Raw genomic sequence first — 22,677 nt, forward strand, 5'->3', positions numbered from 1 at the left:
CGAGTTTCAGATCAGAACGAGTGGTGGATACCGGTCAGGATGATCGTCTGGTTCCGGCCACTCGACACACCCGCCGTGAAGAATGCGGCGTCGGTATTGGACCCCGCGCGCTCGTACAAAGCATTCACGTACAACTGCGTCGATTTCGACAGCGCATAAATGTCGCCGATTTCAAACTGCGTCCAGCGGTGGCCGGCCAGCGTTGTGGTCGCGGCGCCCCCGGCTACGCTGTTAAACGGCGTGAACTGATAATTCGCACCGACGTCGTAGCTCTGATACGTGTCCGAATGTCCAGCCGACTCCAGCTTGACCCGCGTGTACAAGCCATGCACGAGCAGCTTGCCGAACTGGTATGACGCGCCCGCGCCCATGTTCTGCACCTTGTCGGCGCTGTAGTTCGCCGCCGCCACGCCCTGAAAATTCGTAATGCCGGTCGTCACGATCGACGGCGTTCGATTGTGCTCGTTCGCATACATTGCGCCGGCCTTGAACGGACCGTTCGCATAGCTAAGCGCAAAACTCAACGTCTTGCCGGTCGAGAAGTTGGTCGTGTTGCCGAGGCCCATCATCGCGCCGACTGAAAAGCCGTTGAAACTCGCAGATCGGAACTTCACCGAGTTGTCGAACGGCACGACACCCGTGTCCGCGAGTTCGTCGATATTGCCAGGGTGGAACGCGTACCAGCTGGCGGCGAGATAAGCGGTGCTCAGCGGACCCAGCACATCGAAGCTGAACGGTGTCTGATGGCCGAGTGTCACTGTCCCGATCTTGTCCGAGCTCAGACCGACAAACGCCTGGCGATTGAACAGCGTGCCCGCCTTGGCGAAGGCTCCGGTGTTCGTATAAAAGCCGTTCTCCAACTGAAAGATCGTCTTCAGACCGCCGCCGAGATCCTCTACACCCTTCAAACCCCAGCGGTCCGGCTGCATGTTGCCCTGTTCCTCGATCCACTTCGTGTGGCCGCCGACATTGCTGATATACGCGATCCCGGCATCCAGGCTGCCGTATAGCGTCACACTGCTCTGCGCCCATGCGCCTGTGGTTGCGCAGACTGCCGTCAAGCCGGCTGCAATGATGTGCTTCACCGTTGGTTCTCCTGATCACACGACTGAATCGCTCGCACGAATCCGACGTCCCTGATCCTTTGCTGTGGGTTGATGCAGCTTGGGTTTATGCGCCAAAACTGCTACGCTTTGTGTTCCACCTATGGGCGTTTGTATCGCCTATGGAAAAGTATAGTGACTTCAAAAGCGATCAAAATAAATTTTCGGTGTCCGTAGAAACCCGCATCTGCGCTCAGCTTTCTTAGCCTTAAAAGCGCTCAAAACGCCGTGCCATAAGCCGCAGCGAGCTGGGCCGTCCGTCCTCGCGACACTCACAATGATGTGTTGCAGATGCCACACATAGTGTTTTCCCCTAACTCTCCAGATTTTTATTTTTTCCGCCGACGACACTCCTATAATTATCCATACACGAACTGATGTTCCTTATTTGGAACACAGTGCTTCAGGAGAAGGCGAGAAATGACTGAACAATGGCGCTGCGCCGGCCATGCCGGCGACCTGTCCGAAGATGCGCCGCTCGAGTTCAAGCTCGACGGCACGGAGATCGGCATCTACAAGGTTGGCGATGCGCTGTATGCGCTCGAAAACGTCTGCCCCCACGCGTACGCGCTGCTGACGCAGGGCTTTGTCGACGGCGACACCGTCGAATGCCCGCTGCACGAAGCCGTATTCCATATCCCGACGGGCAAGTGCTTGAAAGAGCCCGGCGGCCGCGACCTGAAGATGTATTCGGTCCGCCTTGCCGGCGAAGAAATCCAGATCAAGGTGGAATGACATGCGAGAGGTAGCCGTGAACTTCAATCCCTTCCTGAAGCCGTGGCTTGCGCCGCAGCCGAACAACGTCGCCGGCAAGGGCGTCATCGAAAAGCCGGGCGAGACAGAAAACTTCATCTGGCAAACGCGCAAGGCCGAGCCGACGCAATACGAAAACGACTTCGGCGATGCGCTCGAAAAAGTCTTTGAAGCGGGCGCGGTGGAGTTGCAGGAAGTCGTCGACGGTTTGAACGGCATTGGTTTCCGCACGCCGGAAGGCAATGCGTGGAGCGCCGATCGCCTCGCCGCCGAATTCCGTCTGCTCGCCGAATAAGCGCGCTTTTCCGAACACGTTTCCTCGCATCCGCATCCGGAGTCTCTTCATGACGTCCCCCGCTACAAGTCAACACGCGGCCGATCCGATCCAGTCGTATCTGGACCGCGGTCTGCGCAATTACTGGTATCCCGTCGCGCCAAGCTGGCAAGTCGGCGACGCGCCGGTCGGCATTACCCGCCTCGGCGATCAGATCGTTCTGTGGCGCGACAAGGAAGGCAAAGTCCACGCGCTCGAAGACCGCTGCCCGCATCGCGGTGCGCGTCTGTCGCTCGGCTGGAACCTCGGCGGCAGCGTCGCGTGCTGGTATCACGGCATTGAAATCAACGGTGGCGGCACGGTTACCAAGGTGCCGGCCGTGTCGGCATGTCCGCTAGAAGGCCAGAAGTGCGTGAAGTCGTATCCGGTGGAAGAACATGCGGGCGCGATCTTCCTGTGGTTCGGCGACGACGCGCACAAGGAGCCCGCACCGCTCAGGCTGCCGGAGGAACTGGTCGGCGAGGAGTACGCGAGCTTTCTTTGCATGTCGAACTGGAAGTGCAATTACCAGTACGCGATCGACAACGTCATGGACCCGATGCACGGCGCCTATCTGCATGCAACGTCGCATTCGATGGCCGAAGGCGACAAGCAGGCCGACATGCGGGTGCGAAAAACCGAAACGGGCCTGATGTTCGAAAAGGTCGGCCAGCGCGACGTGAACTTCGACTGGGTCGAACTCGGCGAAACCGGTTGCTTGTGGATGCGACTCGCGATTCCGTACAAGAAGAAGTTCGGCCCCGGCGGCAACTTCGGGATCATCGGCTTCGCCGTTCCGGTCGACGAAAACAACTGCCAGGTTTATTTCTGGCGTACCCGCAAGGTGCAGGGCTGGCAGCGCGACGCATGGCGCTTTATGTATCGCAATCGTCTGGAAGGCCTGCACTGGGCCGTGCTGGAGCAAGACCGCTATGTGCTCGAAAGCATGGCGCCGAATGCGCGCGAGCACGAATTCCTTTATCAGCACGACGTCGGCATGACGCGAGTGCGCCGCATGTTGCGCCAGCGTGCGCAACAGGACTTCGCCGCGCTCGAAGCGCATCGCGCCGAAGCCGCGCAGTCGGCTCAAACCGGCTCCGCGCAAACCGAAGCAGCAGGCCACAGCCATGCATAACGACGCGTCCGCGACGCTCAACGGCCGGCGCGTCCTCGTGACAGGCGGCGCGCGCGGCCTCGGCGCGGCGTTTGTGCGCGCGCTGGTGCAAGCCGGCGCCCAGGTCGTATTTGGCGACGTGCTGCACGAAGAAGGGCGCGCGCTGGCCGCATCGCTCACGGGGCAAGGTCACGCGGCGATCTATCTTCCGCTCGACCTCGCCGATCCGGAAAGCATCAAGCAATTCGCGGAACAAGGTGCGTCGCGACTCGGCGGAATCGACGCGCTGATCAACAACGCGGCCATCACGAATTCGGGCGGCAAGTTTGCCGACGAATTATCCGTCGATACCTGGGACGCCGTAATGAATGTGAACGTGCGCGGCACCTGGTTGATGAGTACGGCCGTACTGCCATATCTGCGCGACTCGGGTCGCGGCAGCATTGTGAACATCGCTTCTGACACAGCAATGTGGGGCGCGCCGAAGCTTCTCGCCTATGTGGCGAGCAAAGGCGCAGTGATCTCGATGACGCGCTCGCTCGCCCGCGAATTCGGCGCGCATCAAGTGACAGTCAACGCAATTGCGCCTGGCCTCACCGAAGTCGAAGCGACCGCGTATGTGCCGGCCGAACGTCACGAGTATTACCTGCAAGGCCGCGCTCTAACGCGTGCGCAGGTGCCCGACGACGTCACCGGGCCCGTGCTGTTCCTGTTGTCCGATGCCGCGCGCTTCGTGACCGGCCAGTTGCTGCCGGTCAACGGCGGCTTTGTGATGAATTGATCTTGTCGAATCCAAAGGAGAAAGAGATGGCTGACGCCGATATCGAACGCAAGTCGTGGGAACAACCTGCGGACGCGAGCTTTGCCCAGTGGCTGGACAGCCGCGTCGCGCGCCTGGAAACGCGCCGCTACGACTGGGACGCGTTGAAGTTTCAGGCCGACTACGACCCGAAGTATCGCCGCGCGCAAATGCGCTATGTCGGCACCGGCGGCACCGGCGTGGCGAAGGACATGAATACGGTCCCCGCAGGCGGCTTCACGTTTTCGACGATGGTGATTCCGGCCGGCAATATCGGACCCAGTCATATTCATATGGACGTCGAAGAAATCTTCTTCGTGCTGCGCGGCAAGATGAAAGTGGTCTGCGAAAAGGATGGCGAAACGTGGGAAGCCGTGCTCGGCGAGCGCGATCTGATCTCGGTGCCGCCGGGCGTGTATCGCACGGAAATCAACGTCGGCGAGGAAGACGCATTGATGTGCGTGATGCTCGGTTCGCCGAAGCCGATCACGCCCACGTATCCGCCGGATTCGCCGCTCGCGAAGCTCAAGCGCTAAGTCGTCCCTGTACAGATACCACGAAGGAAATCATGTCCGCAGTCCCGTCCGCCGACGTCGATGCAAACGCCACGCTCGAAGCGCGCCTTGCGCGCTTTCCGGCGCGGCAGATCGAACTGGCGAATCAACGTGTGCTGAGCTATCGCGAAGCGGACGGCGCCGCTGCAAACGACGCGTTGCCGCTCATCTTGCTGCACGGCATCGGATCGGGCGCGGCTTCGTGGGTACAGCAACTCGAAGCGCTGGGCGCAAATCGCCGCGTGCTTGCATGGGACGCGCCTGGTTATGGGATGTCCACGCCGGTAGCGCCGGAGTCGCCTGTCGCCGCCGATTACACAAGCGTCCTGACGGAATGGCTCGACGCACTTCACATTGAACGTTGCGTGCTGATCGGCCATTCGCTTGGCGCGATCAGCGCCGGTGCGTTTGCTGCGGTGCATCCGCAGCGTGTGTCCGGGCTCTTGCTGCTATCGCCGGCAGGCGGTTACGGCGCGGCCTGCGCTGAGGTCCGCGAGACGAAGCGCGATCAGCGCCTCGCCATGTTGAACGAACTCGGCCCGCAAGGCCTCGCCGACAAGCGCAGCGCCAACATGTTGTCCTCACACGCAAGCGACGAAGCCCGCACATGGGTGCGCTGGAACATGTCGCGCGTGATTGCTCGGGGTTACGCGCAGGCTACGCATCTGCTTGCCAACGCCGACCTCGCCGCCGACCTCGCGCGCTTCAAAGGCCGCGTCAATGTCGCGGTCGGTGCCGACGACACCATTACGACTCCCGCGGCCTGCGAGCGGCTCGCGCTCGTCGCGGGAACCCAATTGCAAGTCGTGCCACGCGCGGGGCACGCCGGCTATATCGAAGCATCTGCCGCGTACACCGCGATCATCGACACGTTCTGCCGCGCAAGCGCCGGACAACGGAGCCAATGAATGACGCCCGACACCATCAACGAGCGTGACGCGGAAGACGACCGCAACGACAGCAGCGCCGACGCGGGTTACCGCGTGCCGGGTCTGGAGCGCGGCCTGAAGATCCTCACGGAGTTTTCGCCTCGCGAGCCGGTGCTCGGCGCTCCGGAATTGTCGCGCCGCTTGAAGATTCCGCGCACGACGGTCTTCCGTCTGCTGCAAACGCTCGAATCGCTTGGCTTTCTCGAACGCGCCGATAAGGACCGCAACTACCGGCTCGGCGTCGCGGTGCTGCGCCTCGGCTTCGAATACTTGAGCTCGCTCGAATTGACCGACCTCGGCTTGCCGATCATCGAAGCATTGCGCGACGAAACGGGCCTCACGACGCACATTGTGATTCGCGACGGACGCGATGTCGTATTCGTCGCCAAGGCGCAAAGTCACGCGCCGATTTTCAGTTCCGTGAAAGTGAACGTCGGCACTCGCTTGCCCGCGTATGCAACGACGCACGGCCAGGTGTTGATGGGCGATATGACGCTCGACGAGTTGAAGAAGCTTTATCCCGAGCCGGAACTCGAACGCTTCACAAGGCAGACGCCCGCGACCGTGGAGGACCTCTATGAACGGGTCCGCGACGACGCGCGGCGCGGTTTCGCAATCAGCGAGTCGTCGTTCGAGCGCGGCATTTCGGTGGTCAGCGCGCCGGTGCGCAATGACACCGGGCGCATCGTCGCCGTGATCACGACGACGATTCCGCGCCAGGAGATCGACGCATCGCTGCTCGACAGCGGTCTCGTCGACAAGGTACGGCGCGCGGCCGACGAACTGTCGCAACGGCTCAACTACCGGCCGGGCAATGCATCGAACGCGGGCAGCAAATACATGAAGGCATTGGGGCTCAAATGATTCGAATCGATCTGAACGGGCAGGTGGCGGTGGTGACGGGCGGCTCGTCCGGCATCGGCCTCGCGACCGCCGAACTGTTCCTGCGAGCCGGCGCGTCGGTGGCGATTTGCGGCCGCGATACCGAGCGTCTTGCGCAAGCCGAGGCAGCATTGAACGCGCAGTTTCCTGGCGCGCAACTGCTCGCGCGCCGCTGCGACGTGCTCGACGCCGAAGACGTCAGCGCTTTTGCGCAAGCGGTGCAAGCGCGCTTCGGCCGCGCTGACATGCTGATCAACAACGCGGGCCAGGGCCGCGTGTCGACCTTCGCCGACACGAGCGACGAAGCCTGGCGCGAAGAACTTGACCTCAAGTACTTCAGCGTGATCCGCCCGACCCGCGCGTTTCTGCCGATGCTTCGCGATACAGCCGGCGCCGGCAATAACGCGGCCGTGGTCTGCGTGAACTCGCTGCTCGCGCTGCAACCGGAGCCGCATATGGTGGCCACGTCGTCGGCGCGTGCGGGCGTGCAAAACCTCATCAAGTCCCTCGCGCTGGAACTCGCGCCGCAGCACATCCGCGTCAATTCGATTCTGATCGGCATCGTCGAATCGGGGCAATGGCGTCGCCGTTATGCGAAAGAAGCGCAGGCGGACCAGAGCTGGGAAGACTGGACCGCGGAACTCGCGCGCAAGAAAAACATTCCGCTAGGCCGCTTCGGCAAGCCCGAAGAAGCCGCTCAAGCGCTCTTTTATCTGGCTACGACGCTGTCGTCCTACACGACAGGCAGTCACATCGATGTTTCTGGAGGCGTTGCACGACATGTCTAACAAAACCACCGTTGGCGAACTGATCGCCGCTTTTCTCGAGCAATGCGGCGTGAAAACCGCATTCGGCGTGATCTCGATTCACAACATGCCGATCCTCGACGCGATCCACAACCGCGGCAAGATTCGCTACGTCGGCGCGCGCGGCGAAGCCGGTGCCGTGAACATGGCCGACGGTCTTGCACGCGTTTCCGGCGGCCTAGGTGTGGCGTTCACCAGCACGGGCACCGCAGCGGGCAACGCAGCGGGCGCGATGGTCGAGGCGCTGACCGCGGGCACCGCGCTGCTGCACGTGACCGGTCAGATCGAGACGGAGTATCTCGACAAGGATCTCGCCTACATTCACGAAGCGCCTGACCAGTTGTCGATGCTCCAGTCGATTTCGAAGGCTGCGTACCGCGTGCGTTCCGTCGAGACCGCATTGCCGACGATCCGCGAAGCCGTGCGCGTCGCGCAAACGGCGCCGAGCGGTCCGGTGAGCGTCGAGATTCCCATCGATATTCAAGCCGCTGAAATTGAATGGCCCGCCGATCTGGCCGCGCCGCATATCACCACGCTCACGCATTGCAGCCAGCGTGTCGCGCGACTCGCGGATCAACTGTCGAACGCAAAGCGTCCGCTGTTGTGGCTGGGCGGCGGTGCGCGGCATGCGGCAAAAGCGGTGGAACGCCTCGTCGCGCTGGGCTTTGGTGTGGTGACGAGCGTGCAGGGCCGCGGCGTAGTGCCGGAAGATCATCCGGCCACGCTCGGCGCGTTCAACGTGCATCCGGCGGTCGAAAGTTTCTACAAGACTTGCGACGCGTTGGTCGTCGTCGGCTCACGTCTGCGTGGCAATGAAACGCTGAAGTACAAGCTTGCGCTTCCGCAGCCGCTCTATCGCATCGACGCCGACGCGCTCGCCGACAACCGCGGCTATCGCAACGAGATGTTCGTTCACGGCGATGCGTCGGCAGTGCTTGAAGAACTCGCCACGTTACTGGAAGACCGCCTGAAGGTCGATCCCGCGTTCGCGCAAGACCTGACCTCGGCACGCGAAAGCGCCGTCGCCGATGTGGGCAAGGGCCTGGGTCCGTACAAGCGCCTCGTCGATGCGCTGCAGGAAGCAGTGGGCCGCGACTACAACTGGGTGCGCGACGTCACGATCTCGAACAGCACGTGGGGCAACCGCATGCTGAAGATCTTTTCGCCGCGCGCGGGCGTGCATGCGTTGGGCGGTGGCATCGGGCAGGGCATGCAGATGGGTATCGGCGCGGCGCTCGCGAACAGCGCGGCGAAAACCGTGTGCCTCGTCGGCGATGGCGGTTTGATGGTGAACGTCGGCGAACTCGCAACGGCTGTGCAGGAAAACGCCAACGTCATGATCGTGCTGATGAACGACCAATGCTACGGCGTGATCCGCAACATTCAGGATGCGCAATACGGTGGCCGCCGCTGCTACGTCGATCTGCATCAGCCGGACTTCGCGCAGTTCTGCGACAGCCTGAAGCTCACGCACTACCGGATCAAGTCGCTCGATCAGGCCGACGCGATCATTCGCGAAGGCATGGCGAAGACCGGACCGGTGCTGGTTGAAGTGGACATGCTGTCGGTCGGCTCGTTCGCGACCGCTTTCGCGGGGCCGCCGGTCAAGGAAGAGGAGCCGGAACATGCGTGAAGCGGGCTACGCGGGGCACCACGCTCCCGTCGATGTCGCGATGATCGGCTTCGGCGCGATCGGCCAGGCGGTGTATCGCTCGGTCGCCGCCGATCCGACGGTACGCGTGTCGCACGTGATCGTGCCGGAGCGTCATATGAATTCGGTGCGCGAAGTGGTCGGCTCGACGGTGGACGTGGTGGCTTCGGTGTCCGCATTGAGCAGCCGCCCGCATTTCGCTCTGGAATGCGCCGGTCACAGCGCACTGGTCGATCACGTGGTGCCGCTGTTGAAAGCCGGCACGGATTGCGCGGTGGCGTCGATCGGTGCGTTGTCCGATGTGATGTTGCTCGACGCGTTGTCAGCCGCTGCCGATGAAGGCGACGCGACGTTGACGCTGCTGTCCGGCGCAATCGGCGGAGTGGATGCTTTGGCCGCGGCGAAGCTCGGTGGCCTCGACGAAGTGCTGTACACCGGCCGCAAGCCACCCACGGGCTGGCTCGGCACGCCCGCGGAACAGGTCTGCGATCTGAACACGTTGAAGGAAGAGAAGATGATCTTCGAAGGCAGCGCACGAGAAGCGGCGCGGCTTTATCCGAAGAACGCCAACGTTGCGGCGACCATCGCTCTGGCGGGGCTCGGTCTTGACCACACGACAGTTCGACTGATTGCCGATCCGAACGTGACCCGCAATGTGCACCGCATTCTCGCGCGCGGCGCGTTCGGCGAGATGTCGCTGGAAATGTGCGGCAAGCCGCTGCCCGACAACCCCAAGACGTCCGCATTGACTGCGTACAGCGCGATCCGAGCGCTACGCAATCGCGCGGCCCGCTGCGTGATCTAGTGTTTAGACGATTCAAGCCAGCAGCTTGAGCAAAACCGGAATGACCGACATGACTCACTTCGATACCAGCCTTGTGCCGACCGGCGATATTTCTATCGGCGGCGAATGGCGGCAGGGGCGTGGCAACCCGTATAAAAGCCTGTATCCGGCGGACCAGTCGGTCAACGTGGAAATCTCGACAGCCAATGCAGACGACGCCCGCGAAGCCGTGGAAGCGGCTGATATCGCATGGCGTAAAGCAGATTGGTCGGGTTTGAAGCCGCACCAACGCGCGCTGATTCTGTATCGCATCGCCGATCTGATCATGGCGCGTCATGAAGCGCTCGCGCAGTTGCAGCGCCGCGACAACGGCAAGCCAATTGGCGAAACGCGCGTGCTGGTGGCCAGCGCCGCGAACACGTTTCGCTATTTCGCGGCATGCCTCGAAACGCTCGACGAAGAAGTCACGCCCTCGCGCGGCGATTATCTGACCATGAGCGTGTACGAACCGATTGGCGTGATTGCTGCGATCACGCCCTGGAATTCGCCGATTGCATCTGACGCGCAGAAGCTCGCGCCGGCATTAGCGGGCGGCAACGCCGTCGTGCTGAAGCCCGCTGAGGTGACGCCTCTGGTGTCGCTGGCGTTGGCCCGCATCTGCGAGGAGGCGGGCGTGCCGAAAGGCGTGATCAGCGTGTTGCCGGGCAAAGGCTCGGTGATCGGCGACGTGCTCGTGCGTCATCCGCTCGTGAAGAAGGTCTCGTTCACGGGCGGCACCGAGGTTGGCCGCGGCATCGCGCGGATCGCTGCGGACAAGCTGATGCCGGTCTCGCTCGAACTCGGCGGCAAATCGCCGACCATCGTTTTCGACGACGCCGATCTCGATCACGCGGTCAACGGTGTGCTGTACGGCATCTTCAGTTCATCTGGTGAGGCTTGCATTGCGGGCTCGCGTCTCTTCGTGCAGCGCTCGGTCTACGACGCGTTCATGAAGCGTCTCGTTGAAGGCGCGCGCAAGTTGCGCGTGGGCGATCCGTCGCGAGTGGAAACGCAGATGGGTCCGCTGATTACGCAAGCCCACCGCGAAACGGTTGAGCGTTACGTGGCGCTCGGTCTCGAAGAAGGCGGACGTCTGCTGTGCGGCGGCGAACGCCCGGTTGGAGATGGCCGCGAACAAGGCACCTATTTTCAGCCGACGATTCTCGAAGGCCTCTCGAACAACGCTCGCATCTGCCAGGAAGAAATCTTCGGGCCCGTGCTGGTCGCAATGCCGTTCGACGACGAAGCATCGCTGCTGAAGGAAGCGAACAACAGCGTTTTCGGCCTCGCTGCCGGTATCTGGACGCGCGATTACAAGCGCGCCTACCGCACCGCCCGCGCGCTGGAAGCCGGCACCATCTGGATCAACACCTACAAGTTGTTCTCGATTTCGACGCCGTTCAGCGGCTGGAAAGAGAGCGGCATGGGACGCGAGAAAGGCCGGCTCGGCATCCGCGAATACATGCAACAGAAGAGCCTCTACTGGGGCTTGAACGACGCGCCGCTGGCGTGGGCAAACTAGGCAAGAGGCAGGTTATGACGATTCTCGGCATTGAACAGATTATCTACGGCGTGACGGATCTCGCTACCTGCCGCCGCTTTTTCGCGGACTGGGGCTTGAAGGAAGTTGCGCACGACGGAACGCATGCGCGTTTCGAAACGCTCAACGGCTGCACGGTTCTCGCCGTGGATGCAAACGACCCGTCGCTGCCACCCGCGTTCGAAGAAGGTCCCACGCTGCGCGAAGTGACCTGGGGCGTGGCGAGCAAAGAAGAGCTCGACGAATTGCGCGGACGCTTCGCCGGTCAGCCAGGCCATTTTGAAACCGACGACGCCGTCGGCTGCATCGATCCGAACGGCATGGCGATTCGCGTGGAAGTGACCCGCAAGCGTGCGCTCGACATTCACGGCTCGCCGTCGAACGTGTGGGGCCAAACGTTGCGTGTCGATCAACCGTCGCCAATCTATGAACATGCCGAACCCGTTGAAGTAGGCCACGTCGTGTTCTTCACGAACAAGCTTGCCGAACAGGAAAAGTTTTACCAGGAACTGCTCGGCTTCGAAATGTCGGACCGTTATCCGGGCCGCGGCGCGTTCATGCGCTGCGCGCCGCACGGCGGCCATCACGACATTTTCCTGCTCGCGCTGCCCAACGGTAAGCGCGGTTTGAATCACGTCGCGTTCACCGTGCGCGACATCCACGAAGTTTTCGGCGGCGGCATGCATATCAGCCGCTGCGGTTGGGACACGCAGCTTGGGCCGGGACGCCATCCGGTTTCGTCGGCGTACTTCTGGTACTTCCAGAATCCGGCGGGCGGCCTGATCGAGTACTACGCAGACGAAGATCAACTCACGCCCGAATGGCAGCCGCGCGACTTCGAACCCGGCCCGACCGTGTTCGCCGAATGGGCGATCGACGGCGGCATCGACGGCAATACGCGTCGCCAGAAAAACGCGAAGGCGCCGGAAGGCAAGTCCATGACGGAGCGCAAAAATGACTGACGCTGCTACCGCGAAGGCGCAAGCCGCGCATGCCGAACTCGAAGCGCCGCGCACGATTGTCGTGATCGGCGGCGGCCAGGCGGCTGGTTGGGTCGTGAAGACGTTGCGCAAGGAAGGCTTTGACGGCCGCCTCGTGATGATCGCCGACGAAGTGCATTTGCCCTACGAACGCCCGCCGCTTTCAAAGGCCGTGCTTTCCGGTGAAGCGGATATCGACACGGTACGTCTCGTGAAGCCCGACGATTTCGACGCGCTGAACATCGAGGCATGGCAGCCGGATTGCGCGACGTCGATCGATCGCGAGCAGCGCATTGTGCGCACGCAATCGGGACGCGAAGTGCAATACGACCGCCTCGTGATCGCGACGGGCGGCGCGGCGCGGCGCTTGCCGGAATCGCTGGTGAGTACATCGCACATTGCCTATCTGCGCACACTCGACGAAGCCGTTGCGCTCGGCGAGCGGCTGCGTGCAAGCAGGCGCGTGCTGGTGGTGGGCGGCGGCTGGATCGGCCTGGAGGTCGCGGCGACAGCGCGCAAGCTCGGCGTGGATGCAACCGTGGTGGAAGGCGCGTCGCGTCTTTGCGCGCGCTCGTTGCCGCCGATGGTGTCCGATTTTCTCCTGCAACTGCATCGCGCGAATGGGGTTGATGTGCGCTTGAGCGCTGCGCTCACCAAGCTCGAAGATCATCCGAACGACGCCAACCGCATTCGCGCGACGTTCGCCGACGGCTCGACGCTAGACGCCGATTTCGCGGTGGCCGGCATCGGTCTGACTCCGCATACGGCGTTGGCCGAAGCGGCGGGCGTCAAAGTGCAGGACGGCATCGTGGTCGATCATTTCGGCGCGACCGACGACCCGCGCATTTTCGCGTGCGGCGACGTGGCGAACCATCCGAGCGCGTGGCTCAAGCGCCGTGTGCGGCTCGAATCGTGGGCCAATGCTCAGAACCAGGCGATTGCCACAGCGAAAGCGCTACTCGGCACGTTCGAACCGTACACGGACATTCCGTGGTTCTGGTCCGATCAGTACGACGTCAATCTGCAGATTCTCGGCGACATTCCCGCCGATGCACAGCTTGCGGTACGCGGCGATCTGCCGGCGAAGCGCGCGACGCTTTTCCATCTGGAAGACGGCGCCATTCGCGGCGTAATCGCCATCAACACTCCACGCGAGCTCAAGCTTTCGCGCAAGTGGATGAATCAAGGCCGGACGATCGACCTTGCGACATTGACCGACGCCTCAACGGCGCTTGCCTAACCACATCTACGGACGGCACAACGGCATGAGAACCATCGACAACACAATTGTGGAGCGCAGCGGTGCGGGCGTCTCCGGGCCCGTGACGAGAGGCTCGATCATCGCGCGACTCGAGCGGCTGCCGAAGAATGCAATGCAGGTCCGTGCGCGGATTCTGATCGGTCTGGCGACATTCTTCGACGGCTTTGACGTGATCGCGATTGCGGCCACGTTGCCCGTTCTGATCGCGAAGTGGCATCTCACACCGTGGGAAATCGGCTTTCTGATCGGCTCCGGTTCGGTCGGCCAATTGATCGGTGCGTTCGTGTTTCCGTGGTACGCCGAGCGTCATGGGCGCGTGCGTGCGATTGCGTTGAGTTCGGGAATTATCGGCATTACGAGTATCGCGTGCGGATTTGCGCCGACGTTCGCCGCGTTTGTCGTGCTGCGTGTGATTCAAGGGCTTGGGCTCGGCGGTGAATTGCCCGTCGCGGCGACGTACATCAACGAAATCAGCCGTGCGCATGGGCGCGGGCGCTTCGTGCTGTTGTATGAGATCGTTTTTCCGGTGGGGCTGCTGGCTTCGAATGCGTTGGGCGCGTGGATCGTGCCGCGTTTCGGCTGGCAGGCTATGTATTTCATCGGCGGCATGCCGTTGATTCTGTTCTTCGTGCTGCGCAAACTCGTTCCCGAGTCGCCGCGTTGGCTTGCCGAACGTGAACGCATGGCCGATGCCGATGCCGCGGTGCATGCATTCGAGCGTGCCGCCAAGGGTCCGTTGCCGCCGGTCGCACACTCGGCCGAGTTCGAAGCGATGGCGAATCGTCATCCGAAGCGCCGCATGGGCGATCTGTTCGGTCCGGCGTACCTGAAGCGCACGTTGGCGGTTGCGATGTTGTGGATCACGTGCGTTTTCATTCAGTACGGTCTCTCGACCTGGCTGCCGACCATCTATCGCACGATCTATCACGCGCCGCTGCAATTGGCGCTGAATCTGGCGGTGGCCGCTTCGGTACTCGGCGTGGTCGGGTCGTTGACGTGCGCGTTGCTTGTAGACAAGGTGGGCCGCAAGCCGATCATCAACCTGTCGTTCGTGGCGTGCGCCGTGTCGTTGCTGCTGGCAGGCGTGTTCCACGAGTCGTCGGTGTATGTGGTGGCGACGTTCTGCGCGTTCTCGCTGGGCTTCCTCGCTTGCGGCTTTATCACTGCTTATGTGTACACGCCGGAGTTGTACCCGACCAGCATCCGTGCAATGGGGTGCGGTGTCGGCGGCGCGTGGCTCAAGGTGGCGGCCATTTTTGCACCGGCCATTGTGTCGAAGACGATGATCGGCGGCAATTTGCAGGTAGCGTTTTATGTTCTCGCCGCAGTGCCGTTTCTTGCGGCGGTGGCGGTGCATTTCCTGGGCATTGAGACCAAGGGTAAGGTGCTCGAGCAGCTGGAAGCTTGAAGACGGTTTTCGGTGGGCGGTGATGTAGTGCCGCAATTGCAGGGGACGAAGGGCGCACTGGGTGGTGCGCCTTTTGTTTTATGCGGTGCGCTCGGCATTTCCGTCACCACCCTGCACGTATCACATCTGCTTCCGATACACCACAAACCCCGACTTATCCGCCACCGTGTCATACAACCGCATCGCGGTGTGATTCGTCTCATGCGTTTGCCAGTACACGCGTTGCGAACCATCGGCCTTCGCCCGCGCATACACCGCTTCGATCAGCGCGCGCCCCACGCCCTTGCCGCGCTCGGACTCCAACGTGTACAGGTCTTGCAAATAGCAGATTGGCCCCGCCAGCGTCGTATGACGGTGATAAAGAAAATGCACGATGCCGACCAGCTCGCCATGACGTTCGGCGACCATTGCATGCATCGGTTCGTAGCAATCGAAAAACCGGCCCCACGTAAGATGCGTGATTTCACGCGGCAGCGCCGTGTCGCCCGAGCGGCCATAGAATGCGTTGTACGCATCCCATAGAGGCAACCAGGCATCGAAATCCTTGTGTGTGACGGGGCGGATCTGAATCGTGTCGGACATGCGCGGCTCCTTGTCGATAAGCGAGCCATCGCACAACGCCATGAATTGCTTTCACGTATCGAAGCAGACGCCGGCTCGCAAACCGCAAGCATAAGAAAATCAGCCGGCCATTGTTAGCTCCACAGCGTGCCTCGGATTTGAGACCACGCATCGTCGTAAAAGCGCGAAGCCGACGCTAAGACGACCGCTGCCCTGTCACGTCACGAGCCACTGGATTCGATGCAGCGCGTGTCAGCGCCGGCTCGTCGATGTCGTCGTGATGCGGAACGGAAAGCCCGTTCGCGTCGGTCATCGCGTTATCAAACCGTCTCGGCCCTGAGCCATTGCACGAGCGCGGCGTCGTCATCGGTCTGAACTGCATGCGCGACGCGAAGCCCCACCGCCGCACCAAACTGGTAGCCGTGTCCCGAACAGGCGGACACCACGAGTGCCTTGCCGACGCGCTTTGAAAAGAACCGCTGGTCCGCCGCGAACGTGTAAGCGCAGCTTTCCACCTCGGTGACCGTGTATTCGTCGATGCGGCTAAACGGCGGCGCGAACCGTTGACGCAAACGGTCGCCTTCGCCGGGCCCTGCGGTGCGGTCGGCTTCTGCATCCGGCACCGGTTTCTTCAGTGCGCATGCGCCGAACTTCAGATCGGCGCCGTCGATTGGCGGCAATGCATAGCCGTTGCTCCGACCGCCAATGTCCACTATCGCCGGTGCATTCGACCACGCGGTCTCCAGGTCTGCGGGCGGCGTCAAATAGGCGACGAGACTGCGGCGAATCGCAAGGTTGTCGGCAAGCGCGGGAAGGAGCCCCAACGTCCACGCGCCGGTCGCTACCACGAGCCGATCCGCCTGGACCACGGTGCCGTCGTCGATATGCACGAGTGCCGCCGCCGCATCGATTGCAACCGCCTTCGTGTGCATGCGAATGTCGACGCCGCGCATTCTGAGCCACGCTTTGATGTCGTGCGCGATTCGCGCGCAGAACAGCGCGCCTCCGTCACGATCGAGATATGCGTAGCGAAACGTGGCGGCGTCGAGGAATGGGTAACGCTCGACGGCTTCGTTGGCGTCGAGCCGTTCGTATTCGAAGCCCACGCGGTCGAAGCTCATACGCAATTGCTCGCCGCTGTCTCCCGGGAATTGCGATATGCCGAGCACGCCGCAGTTTGCGTAGTGGGACACGCCGAGGTCGTCCCACAGCATGTCCCAACTATCGAACATTTCAGCGATCGTTTCCGCATGGCCGTTGGCACCGTCATGGGCGCGGCAAATCATGCCGTGCGCGTCGCGCGACGCGGCAAGCGGATTGGGGATCGAGCCCTGCTCGATCAACGTGACGTCATGCCCCAGCTTGGTGAGCGACCACGCAGTACTTAAGCCGACGATTCCAGCGCCAACAATTGTCACCCGCATACCAATCCTCCGGTAGTTAAACCGGATCAAGTCTAGCGCGGGAAAATAATTGCTGCGTTGAGCCTATCGAAGTCAATTCAGCCGACGATTGATATTGCATAAAACAACGCTTTCAATGCTTTCGATGCGAGGCGTCGCGCAGCTTATTGCGGACTTTCTTGGCCGCGAAGAGCGGCACATAATCGAACACTCGCGCGTCGTGGCGATAGTCGGCCAACGTGTCGGCGTACATCCTGGAGACGGTTTCCGGCGGCGTGTCGGTTTCCTCAGCAATGCTTCTGACCACTTCGTCCACATTTGGCTCGGGCTGAGACATTGATTCTCTCCAGACTGGCAGCGGTTGAACGGGCGAGCGCGGCGATGCACGCGGCTTTTTATTAGAGGACGTGATTCTCGCCGCCGCCAATTGAATCGGTCTATCGCGCGCCATCTACCACAGAGATTTTTTTCTTGCGGTAAGCGTTTCGCTGACTTAGCGCGAACGCTCGACGCTGAAGGCCGCTTGAAATAATCGGAAACAGATCATTCTGCGGGTTTCGGAATAAAACGGCACACTCAGGGGTTCTTGTCTCACGAATGGCGCGCCGCTGACGAGCGGCTAATAGAAAGCTCTGCAACGATTCCCTCTCAGGCCGCACCACTTATGAATATCCACGCCGAACCATTGAGCAACCAGGCCGGAACAACCGCGCCCTCACGCTATACGCGCACGGCGATCACGCTGCACTGGCTTATCGCGCTGCTGATTATCTGCAACGTCGCGCTCGCACTGAGCGCGGATTCGCTACCCGACGACTGGGTGCGCCCGGTAATCAATACACACAAGTCCATCGGCATCACGGTGCTCGGTCTAGCTCTTTTGCGCATTCTGTGGCGCGTGTCGCACAAGCCGCCGCCGTTGCCGCGCGAGTTTCCGTCGTGGGAGAAAGTCGCCGCGCATTTCGCGCACTTTCTGCTGTATCTGCTGATGATCGGGCTGCCGCTCTCCGGCTGGCTGCACGATTCCGCATGGAAGGACGCGGCCACGCATCCAATGCGTCTGTTCGATCTGTTTCCGTGGCCGCGTATCGGCTATGTGATGAACCTCGATCCCGCGCTCAAGGAGACGCTGCACGACCGCTTTGGCGCGTTGCATACGTGGCTGGGTTACGCGCTGTATGCGTTGCTTGCCATGCATATCGGCGGCGCGCTGAAGCACCAGTGGATCGATCGAAAGTCGGTTCTGAAGCGCATGATGCCTTGAGCACCCGCTTCGCTCATTTTCCAAACCGCAGCAACGACCGGCTCGTTAGTTACCTTGAAACAGAACCTGGAACAGGCGTTCGCGCTTGCATCGCCCCGTATCGTGTCGCGTGGCACGACGCTTTCGAGCACGTTGATTCATGCGAGCGTCGTCGCCGTGTGGCTGCTGCTGTTCGCGCGTGCGTTCTTTCTGCATGGCGTGGTGGCGTGGTCCACAGGTATCGCCTACGTAATCTACGACACCGTGCTGCTCGCGTTCGTCACATGGAAAACACTGCCGCTGATGCGTCGCGCGGCGCCGCTCGAGCCTGACTACGATCGGCGCAGCTTGCCGGACATCGGCGTGGTGGTCGCGTCACATAACGAGGCGGCTGTGCTGCCGGTCACGATTGCGGCGTTGTTGCGGCAGGTTCACGGCCCAGCCCAAATCGTGATTGCGGACGACGGCTCCACCGACCACACGCACGCGCTGCTCACCGAACGCTTCGGCCTCGTCGCGCCGGCCGAGGGGAAGTTGAGCGCGCCCAGTTCGCTTCATCCCAATCTCTTCTGGCTGCGCATGCCGCACGGCGGCAAGGCGCGCGCGCTGAACGCCGCGATCACCGTGATGAGCACGGACATCGTAATGACGGTCGACGCCGATACGCTTCTCGACGACGACGCCACTTACGCAATGCGTGCCGCTTTCGCCAGCGCCCCCAAGCTCGTCGCTGCCGCCGGCCTGCTGGTGCCGGTTTGCGGCAAGTCCGCGTCTGGCCGCGTGCTGCAATGGTTTCAGACCTACGAGTACATGCGCAATTTCATCGCGCGTTTTGCGTGGATGCGCGCGGACAGTCTGCTGTTGGTGTCGGGCGCCTTCGCGTCATTCAGGCGCGATGCGCTGCTCGACGTCGGCGGCTTCGATCCGCAGTGCCTGGTCGAAGACTACGAGCTGATACACCGGCTGCGCCGCTATTCGGTCGATCACGGCCTCGGCTGGGACGTGCGAGTGGTCGGCGACGCGCATGCGCAAACCGATGCGCCAGACAACCTCGGCAGCTTCCTGCGGCAACGGCGGCGCTGGTTCGCGGGCTTCCTGCAAACGCAGTACTGGAACCGCGACATGACCGGCAATCGCCGCTATGGAACGCTCGGCATGCTGATGTTGCCCGTGAAGGCGCTCGACACCATGCAACCCATCTACGGCCTGACCGCTTTCGGATTGCTGGTTGCCTTCGTGTTCGGCAGGCACGGCGCAATCGTCGTGTCGATTTTCAGTGTAATCGGCCTGAAAACAGCGATCGACCTCGCTTTTTACCTGTGGAGCGTTCATCTTTACCGGCGCTGGACGGGCAAGCGCAGCGGCTCCAGTATGGGCATGGCGATGCTGGCTGCCATTGCGGAGCCTTTCACTTTCCAGCTGCTGCGGCACCTCGGCGCAGCGCTCGGCTGGTTGCATTTCCTGCGCGGCGGGCGATCGTGGGGCGTGCAGCGCCGCACGGGGCTCGTGGCTCGCGACGAGACCTAGCGGCGCGGTGTTTTGACCCCGCGCAACCCATGCCGTCCCCGGTTCGAGTAGACTGACGCGATTGCGGCCGCGCGAATGCGGCCGCCTACTTTATCCGCACGTGCACGGAGGCTCTACACTATGCATGCTGTTCCCCCGCTCGAACAAGACACCGTCGAGGCGTCCTCAACGCATGCGACATCGCCTAAAGCCGCTCCCACGCTTGGCCAGGCGGCCAGCGGCGCGCCGGTCCGCGACCTGCGCCGCGTCGGCATTCATCCCGACTACTGGTATCCGCTCGCGTGGTCACACGAAGTAAAGCGCGGCAAGACCCATGGCGTGACGTTCGCGGGCGATCCGATCGTGCTCGCCCGCACCGAATCCGGCAAAGTTTTCGCGCTCGAAGACCGCTGCGCGCATCGTCAGGTGCCGTTGCACCAGGGCGTGGTCGACGGCGAGTCGATTCGTTGCGGCTACCACGGCTGGACCTATGACTGCTCGGGCAAGTGCGTCGACGTACCGTACCTTGGACGCGAGCGTTTGCCGAACGGCGTGCGCTCGTATCCGTGCCGCGAAGTGGAAGGCCTGATCTTCGTATTTCCCGGCGACCCGGCAATGGCCGAGATTCGCCCGCTGCCCACGTTTGGTTCCGTGTCCGACAAGAAGTACAAGACGCGGCGCTTTGGCCGTCCTGTGAATTGCCACTATTCGTTCATGCACGAGAACCTGATGGACATGAACCATCAGTTTCTGCATCGCCGCCAGATGGGGCAGATGCGCGCGCGTTCGCTCGGGCGGCGGCGCGGCGAAGGCTGGGTCGAAGTGGATTACACGTTTGCGCGCATGGCCGGTCAGCAGCCGATTGGCGAGGCGATCGTATTTGGTCAGAGCCGCAAAACGGGCGGCGACAACGACAAAGACGTGATGACGATCCGCACCGAGTATCCGTATCAGACGCTGCAGATTCGCACGTCCGAGCAGACGCTCGTCATGGACCTGTGGATCGTGTACGTGCCGCTCGATCGCGAGCAGCGCACCAACCGCACTTTCGGGCTGCTGTCCATTCGCAAGCCAGGCGTTCCCGGCGTGCTGAATCTCGCGTGGCCGTTGCTCGTGTGGTTCACTGAGCGCATCTTCAAGGAAGACCGCGAGATCGTCGAGGCCGAGCAGCGCGCGCACGATTCGCAAGGCGCCGACTGGAACCACGAAGTGTTTCCGGTCATCAACGAACTGCGCGCGTTGCTGCGCGAAAGCGGCGCGCCGGATCAGGTGGTTGGTGCAGGCACCGGCGACACGGAAATTATCCGTTTCTGGGACTCACGCAGCGGCAGCCCGCTCGCGAAAACCTGAGCGGCGAGCGGCAGGCGGCTTTTCCGCCTCGCCGCGAATTAGTTCATCTCCGTCGTGTAAGTAATCCGGTGCGGTCGACCGGCGATAATGGCAACCGGGTGGAAAGCGGGCGGCAACCGATACGCGCAGGTTTGCGCAGATCGGCATACGCCGCACCGCGACCCGTATACCATTTCGCTTTTTTGATTTCCAAAGACCCGCTCCGTGACTACGCAACAATTCCGCACTGCATCGCGCAAACCGCTCACTCTCCTTCAATTGCTCGGCATCATCGGCGCCGCCGGGCTGATCGCTTCCATTTTGCTCAATCTGCTGGTGTAACGCCCTTATGTACAAGAAGGGCGTGGCGCTAGAAATCCAGTTTTCTCCCGAGCGACTCAACAACAACGCTGGCGATCCTTACTGGATCGATTTGACGCAAGACGAAGCGCAGCGCTTGCTGACAAGCCTGCAAACGCGTTTCGCCGTGGACAGTTCGGGCACGCAGGCGCCCCTCGTTGTCAGCCTGGACGACACGCCTGCCTTGCAACAACAAGACAGGCTGGACTCGGCGGCCGTCACCACCGCTTCGGCGGACGACTTCAAACAGTGGGTCTGCGTGATCTGTGGCTGGATTTACGACGAAGCCGCCGGCTTGCCCGAAGACGGCATCGCGCCGGGCACGCGCTGGGCCGACATTCCCGCCGACTGGCGCTGCCCGCTGTGCGACGTGGGTAAGGAAGACTTCGCGCTCGTCGAATTCTAGGCGTCGGGAAAATCGGCGCCCACGGTGGTTGCTTCCCACGCGTCGAAGTCGCCGCGCATGAAATCGAGCTTCTTGCGCGCCAGTTCGAGCGCGGTCTTGCCGAGCAGCAACCGCAGCGGCGGGCGGTCCGACAGGGCCGCGTCGATGATCGCTTGTGCTGCGCGCACCGGATCGCCGGCCTGCTTACCGCTACGCGCTTCGGTCTGCTTGCGCCGCTCGCCGGCGGTGGCCGCATAGTCGTCGATTTCGGTGGCCGATTGCTTGATTGACGGACCGGCCCAGTTGGTTCGGAACGGACCGGGTTCGACGATCAGCACGTCGATGCCGAGCGGCTTGACTTCGGTGGCAAGAGATTCCGATAAGCCCTCCACCGCGTATTTCGTCGCATGGTAGTAACCGGTTGCGGCAAAACTCGTGAGGCCGCCAATCGACGATACGTTGACGATCAGACCGCTGCGCTGCTCGCGCATGATCGGCAGCACGGCCTTTGTGATGTCGACGAGACCGAACACGTTCGTCTCGAACATGGCCCGCACTTCGTCGTCTTCACCTTCTTCGATCGCGGCCAGGTAGCCATAACCTGCGTTGTTCACGAGCGCGTCGATGCGGCCAAAACGTTGCCTGGCCTGTGCGACAACGTCTGCGATTTGCGCGCGGTTCGTGACATCGAGCGGCAGAACGAGCGCACGCTCGCCGTGCGGCTCGGCAATGTCTTTTACTTTGGATTCGTCGCGTGCGGTAACCACGGCGCGCCACCCTCGCTCAAGTACCAATTTTGCGAGTTCGCGCCCGAAGCCGGTCGAACAACCTGTAATTAGCCAGACGGGATTGTCTCGATTCATCATGTGGGAAAACTCCTGTTGATGGTCTGCGACTTTGCCTTGCGCCTTTCGTTTGACTAACGCTTTGAATGCTGCTTGCGCCGGGCAGGGGAATCTGATTGTAGTCGTAGG

General features: G+C 62.0%; 23 protein-coding genes. 18 read left to right on the forward strand and 5 right to left on the reverse strand.

Going from position 1 to position 22,677, the window contains the following annotated elements:
- Positions 1-11 precede the first annotated feature (11 nt).
- Positions 12-1,085: a porin gene (locus ACTJLB_RS14655; protein ID WP_440783680.1), complete on the reverse strand. Its 1,074-nt coding sequence runs from the start codon at positions 1,083-1,085 to the stop codon at positions 12-14.
- A gap of 438 nt (positions 1,086-1,523) precedes the next feature.
- Here ACTJLB_RS14655 and ACTJLB_RS14660 point away from each other — a divergent pair, with 438 nt between their 5' ends.
- The 14 genes from ACTJLB_RS14660 to ACTJLB_RS14725 are packed head-to-tail and all read left to right on the forward strand — an operon-like array spanning position 1,524 to position 14,916.
- Complete coding sequence (locus tag ACTJLB_RS14660; RefSeq protein ID WP_020068683.1) at positions 1,524-1,838, forward strand: non-heme iron oxygenase ferredoxin subunit; 315 nt, start codon at positions 1,524-1,526, stop codon at positions 1,836-1,838.
- 1 nt (position 1,839) lies between these two features.
- On the forward strand, positions 1,840-2,151 hold the full coding sequence (locus ACTJLB_RS14665) for a recombinase-like helix-turn-helix domain-containing protein (protein ID WP_020068684.1): 312 nt from the start codon (positions 1,840-1,842) through the stop codon (positions 2,149-2,151).
- 49 nt (positions 2,152-2,200) lie between these two features.
- Positions 2,201-3,304 carry an aromatic ring-hydroxylating dioxygenase subunit alpha gene (locus ACTJLB_RS14670; RefSeq protein ID WP_288829418.1) on the forward strand — a complete coding sequence of 368 codons (1,104 nt, stop codon included), beginning with the start codon at positions 2,201-2,203 and terminating at the stop codon, positions 3,302-3,304.
- The gene (locus ACTJLB_RS14675; protein ID WP_310070127.1) at positions 3,297-4,064 is read left to right on the forward strand and encodes an SDR family oxidoreductase; all 768 of its coding nucleotides are present in this window, start codon (positions 3,297-3,299) and stop codon (positions 4,062-4,064) included. The genes ACTJLB_RS14670 and ACTJLB_RS14675 overlap by 8 nt, the downstream gene beginning before the upstream one ends.
- 26 nt (positions 4,065-4,090) lie before the next feature.
- A complete protein-coding gene (locus ACTJLB_RS14680; protein WP_020068687.1) occupies positions 4,091-4,618 on the forward strand; it encodes a cupin domain-containing protein in 528 nt (175 codons plus the stop codon).
- 32 nt (positions 4,619-4,650) lie between these two features.
- The gene (locus ACTJLB_RS14685; RefSeq protein WP_440783681.1) at positions 4,651-5,544 is read left to right on the forward strand and encodes an alpha/beta fold hydrolase; all 894 of its coding nucleotides are present in this window, start codon (positions 4,651-4,653) and stop codon (positions 5,542-5,544) included.
- Positions 5,545-6,429, forward strand: a complete 885-nt coding sequence (locus tag ACTJLB_RS14690) for an IclR family transcriptional regulator (protein WP_020068689.1) — start codon at positions 5,545-5,547, stop codon at positions 6,427-6,429.
- Positions 6,426-7,235, forward strand: coding sequence for an SDR family oxidoreductase (locus ACTJLB_RS14695; RefSeq protein ID WP_440783682.1), 810 nt, complete (start codon positions 6,426-6,428; stop codon positions 7,233-7,235). The genes ACTJLB_RS14690 and ACTJLB_RS14695 overlap by 4 nt, the downstream gene beginning before the upstream one ends.
- Positions 7,228-8,886, forward strand: a complete 1,659-nt coding sequence (locus ACTJLB_RS14700; RefSeq protein WP_440783683.1) for a thiamine pyrophosphate-binding protein — start codon at positions 7,228-7,230, stop codon at positions 8,884-8,886. Before ACTJLB_RS14695 ends, ACTJLB_RS14700 begins: the two co-directional genes overlap by 8 nt.
- Positions 8,879-9,709: an aspartate dehydrogenase gene (locus tag ACTJLB_RS14705; RefSeq protein WP_440783684.1), complete on the forward strand. Its 831-nt coding sequence runs from the start codon at positions 8,879-8,881 to the stop codon at positions 9,707-9,709. The genes ACTJLB_RS14700 and ACTJLB_RS14705 overlap by 8 nt, the downstream gene beginning before the upstream one ends.
- A gap of 49 nt (positions 9,710-9,758) precedes the next feature.
- On the forward strand, positions 9,759-11,249 hold the full coding sequence (locus ACTJLB_RS14710; protein ID WP_440783819.1) for an aldehyde dehydrogenase: 1,491 nt from the start codon (positions 9,759-9,761) through the stop codon (positions 11,247-11,249).
- Between the two features lie 14 nt (positions 11,250-11,263).
- Positions 11,264-12,229, forward strand: a complete 966-nt coding sequence (locus tag ACTJLB_RS14715) for a VOC family protein (protein ID WP_440783685.1) — start codon at positions 11,264-11,266, stop codon at positions 12,227-12,229.
- Complete coding sequence (locus tag ACTJLB_RS14720; protein WP_440783686.1) at positions 12,222-13,487, forward strand: NAD(P)/FAD-dependent oxidoreductase; 1,266 nt, start codon at positions 12,222-12,224, stop codon at positions 13,485-13,487. Before ACTJLB_RS14715 ends, ACTJLB_RS14720 begins: the two co-directional genes overlap by 8 nt.
- Before the next feature lie 25 nt (positions 13,488-13,512).
- Positions 13,513-14,916 (forward strand): MFS transporter, encoded by a 1,404-nt coding sequence (locus tag ACTJLB_RS14725; RefSeq protein WP_440783687.1) that lies wholly within the window; start codon positions 13,513-13,515, stop codon positions 14,914-14,916.
- 120 nt (positions 14,917-15,036) lie between these two features.
- Here ACTJLB_RS14725 and ACTJLB_RS14730 read toward each other — a convergent pair whose 3' ends face one another.
- The 3 genes from ACTJLB_RS14730 to ACTJLB_RS14740 form a co-directional block, all read right to left on the reverse strand.
- Positions 15,037-15,498 (reverse strand): N-acetyltransferase family protein, encoded by a 462-nt coding sequence (locus ACTJLB_RS14730; RefSeq protein ID WP_440783688.1) that lies wholly within the window; start codon positions 15,496-15,498, stop codon positions 15,037-15,039.
- A 299-nt stretch (positions 15,499-15,797) separates the two neighbouring features.
- The gene (locus ACTJLB_RS14735; protein WP_392394873.1) at positions 15,798-16,901 is read right to left on the reverse strand and encodes an NAD(P)/FAD-dependent oxidoreductase; all 1,104 of its coding nucleotides are present in this window, start codon (positions 16,899-16,901) and stop codon (positions 15,798-15,800) included.
- Between the two features lie 112 nt (positions 16,902-17,013).
- Positions 17,014-17,217, reverse strand: a complete 204-nt coding sequence (locus ACTJLB_RS14740; RefSeq protein ID WP_020068703.1) for a DUF3562 domain-containing protein — start codon at positions 17,215-17,217, stop codon at positions 17,014-17,016.
- Positions 17,218-17,544: 327 nt separating this feature from the next.
- Between ACTJLB_RS14740 and ACTJLB_RS14745 the strand changes: the two genes are divergently transcribed.
- The 4 genes from ACTJLB_RS14745 (at position 17,545) to ACTJLB_RS14760 (ending at position 21,724) form a co-directional block, all read left to right on the forward strand.
- On the forward strand, positions 17,545-18,144 hold the full coding sequence (locus ACTJLB_RS14745) for a cytochrome b (RefSeq protein ID WP_440783689.1): 600 nt from the start codon (positions 17,545-17,547) through the stop codon (positions 18,142-18,144).
- A 54-nt stretch (positions 18,145-18,198) separates the two neighbouring features.
- Complete coding sequence (locus ACTJLB_RS14750) at positions 18,199-19,650, forward strand: glycosyltransferase family 2 protein (RefSeq protein ID WP_204523402.1); 1,452 nt, start codon at positions 18,199-18,201, stop codon at positions 19,648-19,650.
- Between the two features lie 120 nt (positions 19,651-19,770).
- A complete protein-coding gene (locus tag ACTJLB_RS14755) occupies positions 19,771-20,979 on the forward strand; it encodes an aromatic ring-hydroxylating oxygenase subunit alpha (RefSeq protein ID WP_020068706.1) in 1,209 nt (402 codons plus the stop codon).
- A gap of 328 nt (positions 20,980-21,307) precedes the next feature.
- Positions 21,308-21,724 carry a rubredoxin gene (locus ACTJLB_RS14760; protein WP_440783690.1) on the forward strand — a complete coding sequence of 139 codons (417 nt, stop codon included), beginning with the start codon at positions 21,308-21,310 and terminating at the stop codon, positions 21,722-21,724.
- On the opposite strand, the gene ACTJLB_RS14765 is transcribed toward ACTJLB_RS14760, so the two are convergent.
- Positions 21,721-22,569, reverse strand: coding sequence for an oxidoreductase (locus ACTJLB_RS14765; protein ID WP_020068709.1), 849 nt, complete (start codon positions 22,567-22,569; stop codon positions 21,721-21,723). The two genes, ACTJLB_RS14760 and ACTJLB_RS14765, sit on opposite strands and share 4 nt — an antisense overlap.
- Positions 22,570-22,677: the final 108 nt, after the last annotated feature.

Source organism: Paraburkholderia sp. 22098 (genome assembly GCF_052045935.1).
GTDB classification, from domain to species: Bacteria; Pseudomonadota; Gammaproteobacteria; order Burkholderiales; family Burkholderiaceae; genus Paraburkholderia; species Paraburkholderia caledonica.